Source organism: Pedobacter sp. WC2501 (assembly GCF_052682415.1).
Genome location: NZ_JBQZFI010000001.1, coordinates 4,932,828 through 4,951,519, shown reverse-complemented (window position 1 = coordinate 4,951,519; position 18,692 = coordinate 4,932,828). Strand labels below are relative to the sequence as shown.

The 18,692-nt window shown below is 38.0% G+C and carries 13 protein-coding genes; 5 read left to right on the top strand and 8 right to left on the bottom strand.

What is annotated here, in order from left to right; translation table 11 throughout:
* Nucleotides 1–2: 2 nt before the first annotated feature.
* Entirely contained in the window at nucleotides 3–1,412 is a 1,410-nt protein-coding gene (locus ACUN24_RS20910) for a radical SAM protein (protein WP_445564277.1), read from the top strand.
* 7 nt (nucleotides 1,413–1,419) lie between these two features.
* On the opposite strand, the gene ACUN24_RS20905 is transcribed toward ACUN24_RS20910, so the two are convergent.
* Genes ACUN24_RS20905 through ACUN24_RS20895 form a run of 3 tightly spaced genes read right to left on the bottom strand, consistent with a single transcriptional unit; the run spans nucleotide 1,420 to nucleotide 6,416 of the window.
* Nucleotides 1,420–2,727 carry an HlyD family secretion protein gene (locus ACUN24_RS20905; RefSeq protein ID WP_445564276.1) on the bottom strand — a complete coding sequence of 436 codons (1,308 nt, stop codon included), beginning with the start codon at nucleotides 2,725–2,727 and terminating at the stop codon, nucleotides 1,420–1,422.
* Nucleotides 2,728–2,729: 2 nt separating this feature from the next.
* Entirely contained in the window at nucleotides 2,730–4,925 is a 2,196-nt protein-coding gene (locus ACUN24_RS20900) for a peptidase domain-containing ABC transporter (RefSeq protein WP_445564275.1), read from the bottom strand.
* A 39-nt stretch (nucleotides 4,926–4,964) separates the two neighbouring features.
* A complete protein-coding gene (locus ACUN24_RS20895; RefSeq protein WP_445564274.1) occupies nucleotides 4,965–6,416 on the bottom strand; it encodes a hypothetical protein in 1,452 nt (483 codons plus the stop codon).
* Between the two features lie 46 nt (nucleotides 6,417–6,462).
* Between ACUN24_RS20895 and ACUN24_RS20890 the strand changes: the two genes are divergently transcribed.
* On the top strand, nucleotides 6,463–7,767 hold the full coding sequence (locus ACUN24_RS20890) for an aldo/keto reductase (RefSeq protein ID WP_445564273.1): 1,305 nt from the start codon (nucleotides 6,463–6,465) through the stop codon (nucleotides 7,765–7,767).
* Between the two features lie 20 nt (nucleotides 7,768–7,787).
* On the opposite strand, the gene ACUN24_RS20885 is transcribed toward ACUN24_RS20890, so the two are convergent.
* On the bottom strand, nucleotides 7,788–8,972 hold the full coding sequence (locus ACUN24_RS20885; RefSeq protein WP_445564272.1) for a hypothetical protein: 1,185 nt from the start codon (nucleotides 8,970–8,972) through the stop codon (nucleotides 7,788–7,790).
* Between the two features lie 280 nt (nucleotides 8,973–9,252).
* Between ACUN24_RS20885 and ACUN24_RS20880 the strand changes: the two genes are divergently transcribed.
* Nucleotides 9,253–9,435 carry a hypothetical protein gene (locus tag ACUN24_RS20880; RefSeq protein WP_445564271.1) on the top strand — a complete coding sequence of 61 codons (183 nt, stop codon included), beginning with the start codon at nucleotides 9,253–9,255 and terminating at the stop codon, nucleotides 9,433–9,435.
* Between the two features lie 297 nt (nucleotides 9,436–9,732).
* Here the strand turns inward: ACUN24_RS20880 and ACUN24_RS20875 are convergent, their stop codons facing one another.
* From ACUN24_RS20875 to ACUN24_RS20865, 3 genes are all read right to left on the bottom strand, one after another.
* Nucleotides 9,733–10,875 (bottom strand): hypothetical protein, encoded by a 1,143-nt coding sequence (locus ACUN24_RS20875; protein ID WP_445564270.1) that lies wholly within the window; start codon nucleotides 10,873–10,875, stop codon nucleotides 9,733–9,735.
* Complete coding sequence (locus ACUN24_RS20870) at nucleotides 10,872–12,461, bottom strand: hypothetical protein (protein WP_445564269.1); 1,590 nt, start codon at nucleotides 12,459–12,461, stop codon at nucleotides 10,872–10,874. Before ACUN24_RS20870 ends, ACUN24_RS20875 begins: the two co-directional genes overlap by 4 nt.
* Nucleotides 12,462–12,654: 193 nt before the next feature.
* Nucleotides 12,655–12,924, bottom strand: coding sequence for a hypothetical protein (locus tag ACUN24_RS20865; protein ID WP_445564268.1), 270 nt, complete (start codon nucleotides 12,922–12,924; stop codon nucleotides 12,655–12,657).
* 785 nt (nucleotides 12,925–13,709) lie between these two features.
* Here ACUN24_RS20865 and ACUN24_RS20860 point away from each other — a divergent pair.
* Together ACUN24_RS20860 and ACUN24_RS20855 are read left to right on the top strand one after the other, a co-directional pair.
* Nucleotides 13,710–14,735 (top strand): type IV toxin-antitoxin system AbiEi family antitoxin, encoded by a 1,026-nt coding sequence (locus ACUN24_RS20860; protein ID WP_445564267.1) that lies wholly within the window; start codon nucleotides 13,710–13,712, stop codon nucleotides 14,733–14,735.
* On the top strand, nucleotides 14,725–15,498 hold the full coding sequence (locus ACUN24_RS20855; protein ID WP_445564266.1) for a hypothetical protein: 774 nt from the start codon (nucleotides 14,725–14,727) through the stop codon (nucleotides 15,496–15,498). The genes ACUN24_RS20860 and ACUN24_RS20855 overlap by 11 nt, the downstream gene beginning before the upstream one ends.
* A gap of 540 nt (nucleotides 15,499–16,038) precedes the next feature.
* Here the strand turns inward: ACUN24_RS20855 and ACUN24_RS20850 are convergent.
* Nucleotides 16,039–16,953, bottom strand: coding sequence for a WG repeat-containing protein (locus ACUN24_RS20850; protein WP_445564265.1), 915 nt, complete (start codon nucleotides 16,951–16,953; stop codon nucleotides 16,039–16,041).
* Between the last annotated feature and the right edge of the window lie 1,739 nt (nucleotides 16,954–18,692).

Sequence of the window (18,692 nt, the reverse complement as noted above, 5' to 3'; positions counted from 1 at the left end):
CAATGGAGCTAAAATTATCTTACTACACTATATTTACAGAACCCTTGAACAGCAACCAGGACAGGATTGCCTTCAACACCCGCAAAGGCAGTACAACCATTATAACAAAAACATGTTATGAGCAGTTAATCGGTCTACAAGAACCAGACATACCTGAAGAAATTGTAAATGAGTTTGTCGAAAAGTGTATTTTAGTTCCCATTAATGAAGATGAACTAACTTCGATTATTACAGAAAATATCGACCACCTAGAGGTCAAAGATGAGTTATATGAGGTGATCCAACCTAGCGCAAATTGCCAGTTGGGTTGCTATTATTGTGGACAAGATCATAAAAAGGTCAACCTGAACAATGATTTAGTCAATAGTATTGTAGAAAGAATTAAGAATAAATGCATCGAAGGGAAATATAAGAGTCTTTCCATTGGGTGGTTTGGAGGAGAACCTTTAATGGCCCTTCAGCAAATGAGGTTAATTACCCATCAGCTAAAGGAATTTTGTGAGGCACATGGATTTGGATATAAAGGTAAAGTTGTCACTAACGGATTGAGTTTAAAAGAGAATATTTTTCACGAGTTGGTAAAGAGCCTGGGCATTCGCGAGATAGAGGTGACACTTGATGGATTAGGAGAATTTCACGATCAGCATAGATATACTAAAAGTGGTGAGAACTCCTTTAACTTAATCTACAACAATCTAAAAACAATTATCAGAAGTGAAGAGTTTCCCTATTTAGATTGTGGCATCAGTATAAGATGCAATGTTGACAGAAAGAACTTCAATGGTGTCTCACCTCTTATCAGCCAATTGGTTAAAGATGGTTTGCATCGTAGGATCGAATATTTTTACGTCACCAATATCTATTCCTGGGGACTTAATGATGCACATTTAAAATCCTTATCAAAGGAAGAGTTTGCGAAATCAAGTATAGAATGGGCAATTGAAATGATTAAAGCAGGCTTCAATTCACCATATGATATTCCCAAAAGAAAAAAAGCAACCTGTATTGCAACAGGTGGCGATTCAGAAATGTACGATGCCTACGGGAATGTTTATAATTGTACAGAGGTTTCTTATTCTGATGCGTATAAAGATGCCAGCTATGTCTTAGATAACCTAAATTTTAAAGTTCCCGGACTTTCTATTACTGATAAGCCATTTCATAATTGGTTTGATCAGGTAAGAGATACAGAAAAATTTCCATGCCACTTTTGTAAACTGTTGCCAGTTTGTGGAGGAGCTTGCCCGAAAAGCTGGGAGGAAGGTAATTCTGCATGTCCTCCATTTAAGCATAACATCAAAAAATTATTAGAGCTCGACTACATTGTTAATCATTCAGTTCCTTCAAACCTGGAGAAAAACTTATCAAAATGCAAAAGCGAATTATTAGCAGAACAATTCGTCCGCGTATAAAATTAGGTCATTGTCTATGTAACGTATCTCTTATCTTTTGAAATAACCTAGTCAAAATTGTATTGTTAATAGTAATGATTTCCGCCGTACCCTGAAGTGTAGAAGATAGCTTTATTTTTCGATTATAGGTTGTTTTTAAATCACTTGGCAGACTCACATTGATGTAATAGTAATTGTTGTTGTCAGGAATAGAAGAAATGGATTTAATCTTTCCTTCCAGCATTCCGTACTCTGATGATGGGTGACTTGAAAGGCGGATGTTAACTTTTTGACCTGGTCTGATATGCGCAGAATTATCAATGGATACCGTAGCCTTACCCACTATCTCCTGTTCATTACTCGACGTGACCACCATCACCACATCCCCCTTTTTTATGTATTGGTTGTTTTTCCAAACATTTAATAAGTTAACCCTTCCATCGATAGCAGAAGTTAAAACATAACTATGTCCCCAAGAAGTGATGCTAGCTTCTACTTTATTAATTGCCTGTCGCATGTTAGACCGGTAGTTTTCAAGATTTTGTGCATTATCAATCTTCAACTTACTGGCTTCAGCGTTTAATCCAACAATTACCTCGTCAACTGTTAATATTTCTAATCCTTGCTGCTCTTTGGTCTTATGATCTTGGATCATAGATCTTGTGGCATCATCAAACTCTTTATCACTTATTACCTTATTTCTCTTCAACTCTAAACTGCGTTTATAATTAATATCACTTAAATCCAAATCCTTTTTTGCCAGACCACTGATCTCTGTATGTTTACTTTTTAGGTTCTGATAAGATCTGATTTTTTTGTATACGTTGTTCAATTCATCAGAAACCGGATTTTTTTCAAGATAGAATTTATAATCATTATACAATTTAACGAAAGCCTCATAATCACTTTGAACATCTCCCAATTGAAGCTCGGGTCTCAATCTAACCATATTTAAAAGCTTCCCATTGTTTACTAACTTTTGGAATTGTGAGAATTGGTTTTTTATAAAGAAAACATCTTCGAAATCAGCGGTATTGTCTATAACACCCAGGATATCGCCCTTTTTTACATTTTCATGGTCTCCTCTAATCAAGTGAATCCGCCCTTCACTTTGTGCAACCACCTGGGTTGGCGGATTAGAGGTCGTAATAACAATATTGGCGGTTATAATATCCGGATACTTGATGATGGCGGAGAAAGAAATCAGAATTACGATAAAAAAAAGGATAAACATCAGTCCCCATCGAATATAAAACGGAGGAATATTTCCAATAACATCCCTTACAGACTCACTCTTGTCATGCAAGAGGTCTATTTTATTTCTATTATTCTTCATGCTTAATTTCCAAGTTCTAATTGATTCTTAACCAGTGTATAATAGTGATTCTGTTTTTTCACGAGTTCTTCATGTGTTCCCGTTTCTACGATCTTACCTTTGTCTAGCACAATAATTTGATCAGCACTTTTGACGGTACTCAATCTATGGGCAACAACTACGACCGTTTTTTGCTCAAAAAAATCGGATAATCTTTCCATGATTATTTTTTCATTATTTGTATCCAACGCACTTGTTGCCTCATCAAACAGTAAATATGATGGGTCTTTGTATACGGCCCTTGAAATTAATACGCGTTGTTGTTCGCCACCACTTAAACTGACCCCTCCCCAGCTTAAGTTTGTATTATAACCTAATGGTAAGTTCTCTATCATTTGATCTAAATTGGCAATATGAACCGATTTTTTTAATTTCTCTTTGTCAATATATTCTTCAGAGGACGATTCTGTAATATTCCGTGCTATTGTGTCTGCAAAAATAAAACCGTCCTGCATCACTACTCCACAATCTTTCCTCCACATATTAGTCTGAATGTTTTCCAGGTTTACGTTTCCAACAAAGATCTCTCCCCGTGTTGGCTTAAAAAATTTCAATAAGAGCTTTAATAAAGACGTTTTCCCACTGCCGCTAGTCCCAACAATCGCTGTGACTTTACCCTGTGGTATGCATAAATTAATATCTTCCAAAATCCATCTGGAATTTGGCCCACCATATTGAAGGCCAACATTTTTTAAGATAATAGAATCCCGGCCATGGTGTCTTTCCGAGAGTGTAGACAGCTCATCTTCATTAGTTTTATCATGTATTTCAGATAGTCTTTGAAGGCTGATTTTAGCATCCTGTGCGGATTGCAAAAAAGAAATGAAATCCTGTAATGGGGCATTTAGTTGTCCCATAATGTATTGGATTGATAGCATTATCCCAAGGGTAATGGCGCCATTAACTACAGAATTGGCCGCAATTACCAAGATAATAATATTTTTCAACTCATTAATGAAATTAGCACCCGTAACCTGGAGTTGAGACAATGATAATCCTTTAACAGAGATCTTAAATAATCGGATTTGTACTCCTTCCCATTCCCAACGTCTCCTTTTTTCACTATTATTCAGCTTTATTTCTACAAGTCCATTAATGAGCTGTAGAATACTGCTTCTATTTTCTGCAGCGGCATCATACCTCTTATAGTCCAATTCAGCTCTTTTTTTAACAAAGATCAAAACCCACAATACATAGATGATGGCGAAGACAAGAAAAACAAGAAATATTTTTAAACTGTAAACACTAAGAACTGCTCCAAAAACGATAAATGTCAATCCAGAAAAAATGATATTTAGTGTTGTTGATGAAAGGAAACTTTCAATTCTACGGTTGTCATCAATTCTCTGCAAAATATCAGAGGTCATTTTTGAATCAAAAAACGAAATTGGTAATTTCATTAATTTGGCCAGAAAATCAGACAAGATAGCAATATTTATACGAGCACCGATATGTAATAAAATCCAACTCCTTATAACTCCAATTAATGTTTGTGAGATAAAAAGCATGAGCTGTCCCAACAGAATTATGTATATAAACCCTATATCACGGGTGTTTATACCATAGTCAACAATAGCCTGCGTAGCAAATGGAAAAAGAAGTTGTATCACAGTAGAGGCTATTAAACCATAGAAAAGCTGCCAGAGAAATCTTTTATGTGGTTTAAGGTAGTGCAATAAAAAAATCCAGTTTCTTTTCTTTTTATTTTCTAGCTGATCATTTTCATCATCAAACTCAGGTGTAGTTTCAAAGAGCAGGACTACACTTTCATCATCAGTCTTTTTGTTGTAAAGCCATCCTTCAATAAATTGCTGCTTGGTATAGGTTATTAATCCAAAGGCAGGATCAGCACAATAGACTTTCCCTTTTTCAAACTTATAAACAACAATAAAATGCCGTTGTCTCCAATTAACTACACAAGGCAACGGGGCTTTTTCGGCAAAATCATCATAATTGAGTACAACACTAAGCGTTCGCAAATTTATTGCTTCAGCAGCTTCGGAAAGGCCAAGGAAACTTACCCCTTCCCTTGTGATATATGATTTTTCCCTTAAATATTCAATTGGATAAGTTTTTCCATGGAACTTAGCAATCATTTTTAAGCATGTCGGACCACAATCCATTTGGTCTAACTGTTTAAAAAATGGAAACTTACTCATATTCTTATACTGGGTTTAAGCTATTAAAAAATAACCTGATTAGTAATTAACTAGTTGTTTAAGATACTCAAAAGGAATCATTTTCTGCGACACGTTATAAGGCCAAGATTGAATAATATTTTTAACATCAATGTTTGATTTGATGATCCCTTCATAAAGGCCCTTTGTTCTTACACTTGCAGCGGTAACATGATCATTTTCCGGAAAACTTCCGAGATCATTTTCATATAATAGTTTTTCCTCAGGGAAGTAAAAAACGAGGTACTCATCGGTATGATGAGAAAATTCACCAATATCAATAGCCTCTATCTGCTGGTGGCCATCAGTAAACGATTTTCTTTTATCGATCAGTTCAATGCTCAATTCCTTACTTTTGTTTATCCGATTTTCTCCTATTAACTTTAAATAAGCTTCATTTCCTTTTGTAGTAACAATGGTGCAACCAATATCCATAAAGGCAATTACTGACCCCAAACCACTTGGGTGATGATGTGAGAGAAGGACATATTTTATTGGCTTTTCAGGGAATGACTTTTTAAGATTGCGAATAGCCTCTTCACCATCATACACTGATCCAGGCGCATCTAGAACAATTAAAAAATGATTAAATTCAACAACCAATAGAGATTGATTAACAGTTTGACTAGATAGCAAGTATACATTTTTATATATAGGCTTTAAACCAATATCTGAGAAAATAGTCCTTTTAGATTTGGATAAATGATATGCTTCTGGCAATTTAAAAACAGAAAGGTTCGCACTGACGTTCACCAGATAGCCTGATACAGATAAATCAAATTCATTTTTATTTAAAGTATTGGATATTTGTATATTGTTTGGCACCTGAATATTGTTGAGCTGGGAATACCCCTTAAACAAAGTCTCTGTCGCAATTTGTCTCAATGTTGGATGTGGTTCTACTTTTGTAAACTTGTCTATTAAGTAAGTTCGTTTATTAATAAATAATGTTCTGGTTGTATTTGATTCATCTACAAAAGATACCTTGTAATACAAAGAATCAGCACCCGTAAGTTTTACGGATCCAGATTGCTTTTGAGCAAGCAAGAGTAGCAAATTCGGAGAATAATCGATCAAATGATTCCTATAGTCAGGAATATCTGAAGCAGAAAGATCCAATGCTCTTCCATCATCACTATCAAGATAATATACATTATCTTTTTTAACAATAGTTTTTGTTGTCCAAAACCTTGGACCTTGGAATATAGTATCCATCTTAAAATACTGCTCATTTCTTAAATCGAAAATATATTTTCCACTTATTTTTAAGGGCTTTGAATCAAAAGGTTTCGAATAATGTCCCTGATAGTTATTTATTCCTGTTAATCTAAACTCCAAGCCCTGAATCCCATCTTTACCATTTTGGCTCATAACAGATTTTTTGAGCAATTTAATGGCTTTTTCATGAGAATTCTGACCAAAAGCATTTATAATAGAACTCAGTATAATTAAAATAATCATTGGTTTTCTCATGTCATATAATATATTATCTTTTGAAAAGATACAAAAAATATATAATTTGCTAAGAATAAGATTAATAAAAGAACCAAACGCCCATCCTTTGATTGCACTAGAAGATTTAAGTAAAATTGGAATTGGAACTTACCGAATGTCCGTTTCAAACAACGACCATATAGCAGCCTTAAAAGCAGCGATGGAATACGGAGGAACGTTAATCGATACGGCTTCAAATTATCAATATGGAAAATCTGAGGCGCTTATAGGTAGTTTTATTAAAGAAAATCCCCAAAAGGATGTTTTTGTAATCACAAAGGCTGGGTATATTCTTCCTGATATTGACCATCGTTTTATCAACTCCTTATTAAAGAAAGGAATGGGAAATAACGAAATAATAAACTACAATGGCACCTTTCATTGCCTACATCCAGATTTCATATTAAAACGCATTAAACAATCACTAAAAAAATTAAACAGGAAGTTTATTGACGGATTTTTACTGCATAATCCTGAATACTTCTTATATGCAAATCCCGGCATGAAAACTGAATATTACGTAAAGATCAAAAAAGCGTTTGAGGTTTTGGAGGATTTGGTAAAGAAACAGGTGATCAGATATTATGGTGTAAGTTCTAACACTTTACCTTTTCGGAATGAGCATTGTTTTGCAACCAGTATGCCAATGCTTTTATCCCTCTCAAATGAAGTATCTAAAAGTAACCATTTCAAATTGGTTCAGTTTCCATATAATTTATTGGAGCACGATGCGAAGTTACCGATGGTTAATGGACAAAGTCTAATATCCTTATTAAAAGAAAATGGGATTAAATCTTTTGCCAACCGGCCTTTAAATATTAATACAGCAGGAGGACTGATAAGATTAGCCTATTCTCAGAATAATATTACTTCTGATTTTGATCAGCAGGCAGATCACGATCTTCAGCATTTCCTGAACCTCATACAAGGAAAACTAAACAGTAAATTCGGGCCTTCTAGCTTAACTGATTTTGAGCCAGTCAACCAATTTATTTCTACATGGAAAGCCGCCGCTAGCCATCAGGGAGTACAGCATTTGTATGAAAGGATATTAAAACCATTTTTAGATTTCATCTATTCTGATGCTCAAATTAAAGATAATTTAACTAATCAGCTTTTTAAATATAGTTTAGCTTATGCCAGCAAAAACATGCAGTTAAAAACAGGACAATTTTTGGAAGGACTTTCTAAAAATCAGGGAATACATTTTGAAAACAATACAGAACTAGCCACTTTAGCATGCAGGAGCTATCTTAATGATGGCATTGACCATATATTGGTTGGCCTAACAAAAAAAGAATATGTTGATCAGTTTAAAACCATCTTCTAAGTTTTTAGGTTCCCAATAGATTAGATGTTGTTTTTCAGAACATCCTGGTTCAATTGCTTAAATTTTTCCATATTAAATTCATAGTCCTGGTTTGTAAGATTGACACTTTCAATCAATTTGTCATGTTTAAGGTATAAGCTGTTGTAAACCACCTTAAAAACCTCAAAATATTCCTGCCCTACCTCTTTAAAAATTCCTGGATAAGAAAAATTGATTAAATCCCTTTTAAATTTGTCCATACAATAGGTAAATCTTCCAAACATCTCCTGTCTATCAAATGTTAAAGCAAGGGGTGAATCAAACATTAGATCTAAAAAAAGACCTATCCAACAATAGGTGTAGAAACTATAAAAAGCACCCAGAAGCTCCCGATTTTCCATCCCATCTCCGGTAATCACTTTTAAAGGTGTATCTATTGGGTAATTAAAGAGCATATGTTTGTCCCAAGATATCGCATAGAATATTACATGGGCACATTGGTGTAAAAGATCCTCAATGATATAAACTAAACTATCCCCTTTCTTTATTCTTAAAAAGGCCGTACCATTTGCTCTGATAGTTGCAAACGACCTTTGATTTTTGGAGTTATAAATTAGAATTTTCTTTACTGCGTCTTCAAACAGTTCATAAAATTCATTACTGAAGTTCTTAAGCATCGCAATAGCAGGATTCAGGTTATTAAAATGCAATTCTAAAGTTTCTTCAATATTCAATTCTGTGGGGTCATCAAAATACTGATCCAGCAGTTGATTCCCGTGTAAACAAATTTCAATGCTCGAATGCTCTACATAGCATATTCTTTCAAATAAAAAATTCACTAATTTTTTACTTTTTAAGATTAAATACTTTTGCTTCGCGGCATCCCATGATATTTCAAGTAAACTATTAGGCTCAGTAGTTAAAAAGTAACCAATTTTGGGAAGATAAATGCATCCTGTATGGTCTGATTGAACATTAATTTTCAAGGGACGCATATCTTCTTGTATATATCCATAAAGTATTTGCATCAGTGACATTTCTTTTATCGTACTATTGAAATAGCTATAAAGAAGTGGCTCCATAAAAATTTCATTATTATCAAAGTCCAACAAATTAAAAATTTGTTCATTCTCCTTAAATACCAACATTCGGATACCGTTAATTAATTGCAGTTTTCCTTCAAAATATTTTTTTTTAAAAAACTTGTAAAACTTTACCATTTTCATAGAATATCCAATTTTAGTAAAATTAATTTTTTATTTGAAAATAAGATAAAATCACCATAACAAACTTTATAGAAATAAATTTTTGTTATTCGGCCAATTTATAGTCTGTTGTCGACAGGCTGAATTTCTCTCTAAAGGAATGTTGTATATAATATATATTCTAGTCTTGTTTCATTAATCTTGCAATGGTGGTAAATAGCTGCCGTCTCCTCACTTTATTGGAATTCAGTTACTTTGAGAACATTTACTTTTTTTATATTTGAATACTTAAGTAAGTATTATGAAAAGAGAAATGCAAAAATCAGATTTCGAAAATCTTTCGAAATTTGACAAAATGACTTTAGGAGCATTGTCGTCAGTTCAAGGAGGTGTTGGTGCCGATACCCTTACTTCTGGGGAATTCAGCCAGACAAAAAATGACGACAGCGACCATGGCTCCGCCAGCACCGCAAATTGCAGCTAAATCATGACTAACTTCCATAACCGCTCTCATTCAGCTATGGTCAGATTTCCCTGATACGGTATACATTTAGCCCCGTAGTATTTACCGGACGTTGCTCCAAATGACGAGTGTACCAATGCCTGGTGCATGTTCCAGGCTAATTATTAACTGGATCTATATCACCTGTAAATTTCGAAAGATTTTAAAACGTTGTAGTATTTAGGGCCTGCAATGATTTTTGCAGGCCTTTGTTATTTTAATTGCTGTATGTTGCTGTTGCACGCGATCAGATCAGCTTTATTTTTTTGCCTGCCTTTTTTATTGCCTTAACAACATTTTTTGCCTGATTTTTTCGCTCTCTAGTTTTTCCTTTAGCTTATCGGCCTCGATTTTCTGGATGTTTGTACCCTGCTTCAATAGCTGCTGAAGGCGCAGGATTGTTGCCGGATCATCTTTGCCCAGTTGGACGGCCTTGCGTTGGCTTTTAATGGCCTCCGCTTTATCGTTGCCAAGTTCCTGGGCTATGGACTTATACTGCCAAAGCTGTTCGCTGCCGATAAGGTTTAGTTTTTTGAGCTTGTCTTCGGCCAGCAGTCTGGCCTCATTGTACATGCCCAGCGTAAAGAGTTTGTCCATTGTGCGGAATATCTGTGAGCGGCCAAGTGTTTCCATCTGGGCAAGGGCAATGCTGTCAATATCCCTGAACATTTTAAGGGATAAGGCAGTTCCGGTCGAGCGGTTGGTATTTTGGTTGATCGGTGATGAAGTAGAAGCGAGAAAACCTTCCCTTACCGCATCAATGCGGTTGGCAAGCGTCGGATAGGTACTGTTGGCTTCCTGCTGGTCATTACGCGGACTGTAGGTTGAGGCATCCAGGCTGCGGATACCTTCCAGGGCATTTTCAATTGTCGCCCCGGGGAAGCGGCTGATTACAAAGCCTGTAAAGAAATCTGCACGTTTTTCCCTTTTCCGTCGGTCCTCATTATTGGGGCCTGGGTTTCCGGGAAGGGTATGGCCGAGGATATGGTGGCCGATCTCGTGGGCAATGATGCAGCGCACCGCCCATTTTACTTTTTCATCGCTTCCCTTGATTTTGTCCAAGAAGTCCGGGTTATAGTAGATGATCTGGTTGGAGTAACGGTCCAGGGTGCTGGCCGCGTTACAGGTCGCAGTGCAGGCTAAAAATGAGTAGCTCAAAGTAAAAGGGTTCGCCTGTTCGCCTTTTAACCTGGAAATAATGCCGTCAAACTCAACGAAGGGGTTAACCCTGGTGGCAATCATCGGTTTGGGGAGGCTCAGAAGGGGGGACGGACACTTTTTCTGCAGATCAATGAAAGTGGTACTGCAGTTGAATGAACAGACCATTGGAGTGTCCAGGGCTGTGTTGAACAGGTTTTGGGCAAAGGGTTTCATGGGCGCCCATGCGAGGAAGATCATTCCCAGGATCGTGAGGGTTTTCATTTGGCGGTCAGGTTATAGGTGAATGCGGCAAAGAAACCGAAGCGGCTGAAAGATGCGGTAGGGATAGCGGCAGGTGCTGTTGCTTTTTCGAGCGTCTGGCCGACATGATATTCATCACTGATGAGGCTGGCTTTTGTCAGTGTGGCACCGGCACTGAGGATGAAGCGTTTGGATGTGCCGAGGATCAGTGAGCCACCCAGATGATAATTGATTTTTTCCAGGTCCTTGGTACTTAAACCGAAGGTGCCTGCAAGTTTTACGTCATTGCCTGTACGGAAATAAACATGCATTAATGCACCTACGGATGGAAATATGCTGTTTTTGTTTTCATTTTTTACGATCTGCTGCTGGGTGGTACTGCCTTCAACAGGTTCGTAACGGTAAGTCTGGTCCTTAAAGTCGTTGCCCCCGAAGTTGGTGAAGAGCCCGGTTGAAAAGTCGATTTTGATACCGCCCTTTGCCTTTATATTCATCGCATAGCTTTTTGCGGTGATGCTACAGGAGACCGCGTCCTTTGGTTTGATATTTACCGCGATAACGGTCAGGTCGTTTTCGATGGGCTGGGCATCCACTACGTAGGTCCAGTTTCCGGGGGTGAAATAGTCATAGACATTCAGTACATCCTTTTGGCCGGATGTGGCGAAAGTTTCCATGCTGCTGTTGAGTTTAACGATATCCACCTTAGCATAACGATCCATTTTATCCAGCAATAAGTTTTGCAGGGCGCTGCCATCGCGTTCAGCTTTTAGTTTTTTGAGGATGTCGAGGGAGGCCGTGTCTTTTGGTTTTTCCTTTTCGATGGCGGCAATGAGTTCTTTGATGGTGGCATTGATTTTGGTTACATCCTTGCTTAGCTGTTCGCGTTTGCTCGGGGCGAAAACGATATTGATCTGTTCGTAGCGTTTTCTTACCTCTTCCTCAATGGTGCGGTCGAAATACCGGGCCAGGATAGGGCGTATTGCATTATAATCTGCAGAGGCAAGGCTGGCCCTGTCCCGCTGTTCCATTGTGGAAGACCTGAAGCTGGCCCGTGTCAGATTGACCACTTCGGTGCGGATCTGGTCGAACTTCAACTCACAGTTATTTTGTAACGCAGTGAGGTTATTTTGATAGGTCAGTATGGAACGGATCTCGCGGTAAGCGTCGCCGAAGCCGGTCAATAGCTCGTCATTGCTAAAGATGGTATTTGCCGTATTGCTGTAGAGGTTATTAAGTGCGGTAAGCTTTTCCCGGAGGGCAGGGGAAAGCTTTGCATCGCCCAATTCTTCGGTGGTCACCAGATTGGTATTTCCGCTGGCAAGGGCTGCGCCGTCCGCTGTTTTTCCGGGCAGTTCCGCTTTGGAGAAAACCTCGAAAAGCGCAGGTGGGGTTTCGTGATAGCTGGTATTGGTCACCGTGTTATCGATGATGTAGAGTTTTTTATTGATGTTGATGATCCTGATGCCGTAACGCGATCCGGTTTTGACCTTGATGGTGGAAATGATGCTGGCATCGTTCTGGAAGTCGATTTCCTTATAATCGACCGTTTGGGCAACGGCTGTTGCCATCACTAGGCACAGTGTACCTGTTAGGATGGTATTTTTCATGAGATCAATTTAAATGTTGTCTGGTTAGTTAAATTTATTCCTAATAGTTGTTTTTTGCAATACCCATTAATAGGTATTTAGTGTGTAATCTATTTGTTATGAATTGTTTAGATGTTGGCTTTTTTGGCAGCTGGTCTATACGGAAGGCGATAGCGTTCAGCGTGTACGATATATTGCCACCATTCCCAGGACTTTAGCGGATTAATTGTAAATGTGCGGTAGAGGTTCTGTTGGGGTTATTTGGGTTTAGGGTTTTCAAACGTTGCCATCTGGTCATGCCTACTTCAGGATCGAGGCTTTTACCGGGGAATTCTGTATAGGTGAAGCTGGCGTCTGCATTCTGGTAATGGTACCTGTCCAGGTTGAAGAACTGGATCGGAGGAGTATTGCTGACGGCGATCAGGCAAGCCAAAATGATGATGATGTTACGGACCATACGGTTTTTATTTTGCTGGTTTTTCATGGTATTTGATTTATAGGATTATTTACATGGACCTTTGCTCGAACCGATTGTTACGCCTCCCTGATTGAGGTCCGTAGAGTGAATTCGATATAACAATTTTTACCGAAATACGCATTGCGGAGAACGAACCGTGGAACGTCCTGTAAGATAATGGCCTTATGGCAAGTCTGAATAAGACTGGTGGGGACTGGGCAGCGGTTATGGAGAAAACCTGAACAGATAATTTCAATTGGGGAGTTTATGCACAGCCAACATTAGAACTTTAATCTTGGACAGCACAGTTTCCGATTTCGTGTGCAGTTATCAGCTGAGAATATTAGGAGTATGCCCTCATGACTGCATCTTCAAATTCCTGAAGCACGCTATGTTTGCTGACATGTACTATATTGTAGTAAATGACATCGTGGATGATGAGTCATTTTGTGACCAGAATAGCTAAAATGGTTTGTGGACCGCTTCTCTCTATATTCAAGAGGCTTATACCGAACTTTTGAAGCATTCTTTTGATGAACTGAAAGCCAAAGTTGTTAACTTTATCTCCCGGGGATAGCGGCAAATCTTAAGATATCATTCCAGAAGTAGTTCGTGTAGGCAAATTTGAAAGCAACGGAATTTCTGTCAATCTCGCAGAAGTATTAAAAAGATTGAAAAGAAAACTTGATTTATAAATATCACTAAAGGAAAATTAACGATCAACCTGCCAACATTACAAGTTCATTTTTTCGCTTTGAAATGATAAAATTGTTCATTATTTTTGATTGTTCATGAATCATGAACATATTGATATGAGTGAACAAAAAATACTATATGCAGGACTGGAAAGGCTAAGCGAATTGACTGGCCTTGATTATGATGTGCTTAAAACTGAAGTGCTTATAGAAGAGCGTGTGGTTGATGCACTGGTTTCTATCGGGGCTGGGAGGCAAAAGAGTCTCTTTAATGTGGAGGTACGGCATGAACTGCGTAGCAGCCAGCTTCCGGCGATTTTGCATGCTCTTGATTTGGTGAATGGTTATGCGCCGCTCATTATAAGCCAGTATATTCCCAAGCCATTAAAACATGAGCTCAAAGAACAACGGATAAATTACCTGGAAGTGGCGGGAAATGCTTCTATCAATACCGGGGATTTATTTGTTTACATCAACGACCAGGCTGTAACCGAGACGAGACTGCCAGCGGTGGGGAAGCTGTGGAACCCTACCGGTCTGAAATTTATATTTGCCATTCTGCAGTTTCCTGGTCTGATCAACCAGCCTTACCGCCGGATTGCCGGTCATGCCGGCATAGCGCTTGGTACGGTGGGAGCGCTGATTACCGAACTGGAGAATGAAGGTTATTTAAAATCAGCTGGTGCAGGATCAGCAAGGCCTTTTAAATTTTTGGAACAGCGGGACCGCCTGTTGCAGAAATGGTGTGAGCTGTTCAGTACGAACCTTCGTCCAAAACTTCTTAAGGGAACTTACAGGTTTATCGATCAGGCTAACTACCAAAATTGGAGAAGTATAGGGCAGAAGGATTTTTTGTGGGGAGGGGAAAATGCCGGGGCATTGTTGACCGACTACCTTTCGCCTGAAAGGTTTACCATTTATACCGAGCTCAGTGTCTCAAAACTGATGAAGGAACTTAAGCTGGTTCCCGATAGGGACGGCAAGATCGAGATATTGGAACAGTTCTGGGAAAATGAATATGAGCCGGCTGAAATTGTTCGAACGGTTCCTTTTCTATTGGCTTACGCTGAATTAATGACTAGCTTTGATAGCCGTTGCCAGGAGACGGCCGAACGCATCAAAGTAAGGTATCTTGACAAATAATCCATTGCACCAGCCAGCGCTTATTTCCATGTTAAAGGACATGGAGGCTATTCTCGCGTCATTTGAGGTAGATTTTTATATCGTGGGTGCGATAGCGCGAGACTTCCATCTTTCAGCAAAGGACGGAACCGACGCGATAAGAAAAACAGATGATGTTGATCTGGCGATCATGTTGGATGATGCAGGCCAGTTCAACCAGATTAAAGATACTTTGCTCGCTTCTGGAAATTTTACCGCCGATCCTACCGAGCACATCAAACTGTATTATAAAGGTGCTTTGGAAGTGGACCTGATCCCTTTTGGAAAGATCGAATCTGCAAATGGCCATGTTTATCTCCAGCCACCCAATATATTTACCCTGAATATGCCTGGCTTTAAGGAAATTTATCCTTTTGTCCAGGAAGTGAACTTCGGGGAAGGCCTTTCAGTAAAAGTATGTTCAGTTGAAGGCATCGTGATCCTCAAGCTCACTGCCTATAACGACCGTCCTTCACGTACAAAGGATATCAGCGATATCGAACACGTTATCGGGGTTTATTTTGAGCTTAGCGATGAGGATATCTATGATGACCATTTTGATGTAATGGAGATATATCCGGTTGAAAGGGGAGATTACCTGCAACTGGTTTCTGCCAGGGTAATCGGGAGGAAAATGCAGGTCATTTTAAAGGGATCTGATGAACTCCGCACCTTGATTACATCCATTCTAAAAAAGCGTTATGAAGATTGGGCGGTAGCAATACTGGCTGGAATGGACGATTAAAACGGGTAAAGGTCGACGCTGGGCGAGTTCGTTCGTTATCACTGAAAAGTTGTAGCCAAGTCGCTCATTCGCATCTGAAATGGCCACTCATTTCGCTCAAAAATGTACACTGGTTACCGCTTAAAGTATATATTCGGCTGATCTATAACGTTTTTAAACTTGTTTTATCGTTTATAGCATCTTCTGTGTCACAGGACAGCAAAAGGTACTGCAGGTGTGTGGATATTTTATTAACGGGGTAAACAACATGAAATGGTGATGTTGTTTGAGGTTTTAATAATAGCTCTTTATGGTTTGGGCAACTGGCGGGCTATCCACTCATACGCCTGCAGGCCTTATTCACTGGCAGGTATCCGCTTTTATCCCTGTTGCAAAGGAAAAAAATGTTTTGACAATGAGTTAGGTCGAAAGGGGGGCGAACTTGGTGGTGGCACTACTTCCCACCAGACATTTCGTCAAAAAATAATTCTAAATATTCCGTGTTATTTTCAACTAAAGTAGGCCTCCCAGAAGCATTACAATAATTCATATTATACACTGTTATTTTTTCGAAATAAAATCCATAAAATCTACTGTCTTGCTTACATTATCTTTTGTTACTTCAAGTTTTTTCTCCTCATTATCACTTTCGTCTATAAAAGTATAAGTCATAGGGATAACAATTTTAAATTGATTATCCATAATACCAAATAAAGGTTTATCATCAGCACCTCTTCTAGATACTATAAAATAATGATTATCATATGTATAAGGCACAATGCTTGAATACTCAAAAGGAGCCAATAATTTCAGATCTGAACTGATGATACCCACCTTATCTTTATCATTGGTAGCTGTAATTAAATTTGCTTTATCTGATAACAAAACAGCATCTTTCAAGCTGAAAGGGAGTATATCTTTTTTTAAATTTTGATCAAAAACATCTATACTACTTTTACCACTTTGTTTTGCAAAATATTTATTGCCTATTTTTTCAATACTCTCATATTGAAAAGGTATCAGAACTTTTTTTCCGTCAGCAATTACTCCCATTTTTTGGTTTTTATCAACAACTATATCAATGTTTTCCTTTATATTTAAATGATGATCTATATAATCAGGAAGAACGATGAGCTTTTTGTTTTGAACATCCAACCAGACAAGAGCATCCGGTTTATTTGCATTGTGAGACATATAATAAAAATCGCTTCGCTTTTCAAGCCCGTCATTAGTAGCATCTACAATAACATTTCCTGTGACATCTGCTATTCCATACTTATTGTCTGCGTCTTTAAATGTTTTATACAGTCCCTTTTCTTTGTAATTTTTAATGACCAAGCCGTTTATAATAGTGTCTGTACTCTGAACATCTGCATCTTCTGCAAATTTTTTTCCTTTTTCCTGAGAACAACTGTAAAGACAACCTAGTATAAGTGAAAGTACTATTAACTTTTTCATTTCTTTAAATAATTGCATTTTAAACTGATGGAAATATAACTTAATCTTTCAAGAAATACAGACTTAAGTTTAACAAGCTTGAAAAGGAAATTAGTAAGAAAACGTCAAGTAAAGAAGATAACATCCCAAACCATCGCAAAGAAACGGCAAATTAGCTCTCTAATTCATCTAACTTACACAAAACAAAGTAAGTAAAACTTTTAGGGGGTAAAACAGGCAGTTTATATCTGAATTTGTGGTTCCAAGAAATCTTAAAATGAAAGAGACGACATTTGTGATAATATATACACTACTTCCCGCCAAAACATTTCGTCAAAAATAATTCTAAATATTTCGTTGTATTTTCAACTAAAGTAGACATCCCGAAGCATTACATACCAGCCTCTCTTGGCGAAGGTGCCAACCGCCTTTTTTAAGATGTCACGCTCTAGCTTTGTTTCTTCGAGTTCCGTTCGAAGTCTCAGCAGCTCTTCTCTTATGGGATGAGAGGAAATTTGTTTTCCTTCGTTGGTTTACATTGTTTGTGAAGCTTTCTCCAATTGACTAAACTTTCTTTGCAAATTCCAATTCTTGATCTACTAGGGATACATTGCTTCATGTTCACTTAAAGATAGCCGCCTGAATTTTAAATTGACTTCATCGAATCTTCGATTTCTAAACTGTAATTTTTCTGATCTTTTTTATACTCTTAGAGTTAAAAAATATAAAAATTTTGTCCTAACAAAGGTAGCAACTCCAGTGCGCACATGCTATTTACAAATGCAGCAAACTGATGAAGTAATCAACTTGTCAAAAGAAAATGGCTAGTCTACAATACCTAGCAAGGACGTCGTGTTTTGGCATTAGTCAAGATACTATCTTCAGATGTTAACGTTCCGGGGGATGATGGAAGCTGCGTATGTGATTTGGGCGAAAAATTTTTGGTTTTTCAAGCTGGTCTTCATGTTGGATTTACAAGTCTTAGCCATTTTACTACGGTATTTAGGGAACATATCGGTTTAAACCTAAAAAATATTCTAAAGAAATTCAGAAGATGTAAACTAATTCTAGTATCATAACTCAAAAACGACAAGTAAAATCAGGACGAGTCAAATGATTGGGCATTTCGGCAAAAATGGCTAGCCGTTCCGCATTTAAACTGTCACCCCATTTCGCTTTAAAGTGACCACCTGCTTCGGGGCAAACTGGCCGTTCTGATCCTTCGATCAGCTCTTTTTGCGACTGGCTTTCGGGAATAATTTTTTAATTTCTGCATAAAATAAAGGCTCTTGGGAGCATATCTGCAATTCGGGATGGACTACGGTCGCTTCGCTATTTTGGAGGAATATGGCGTTTTTTAAGCGTGTTGATACCTGCGAATGGATTTGATCTTTAGGAAGGTCTGAATCGGAGATAAATCCGGTAGTAAGGTGGATTAAACCGGGAAGTGCTGAGGAGAATGGATTTGGGTCCGAAGCGTATATTTGTTCAGAGGGAAAGGAACTTAGAGGTGCATCATCCGGTAGTCAAATTGGTGGCCAGTTTGGCCCGAAACAGAGGGGGCACTTTCACCGAAATACACACATTGAGAGACTGACGTGCATTTCTTCGTGATATGCTGTAGTCTCTTTTTATACTCTATAAACTTAAGAACTTTGAAAATGTTAATTATGAAATAAATATACCTATACTATTGACTACCTTACTAGTTAGCTATGTTAATGCACAGACAACAGAGAGGTCCCGTCCTGACACTTAGAAAAATCTGATAAAAGGAA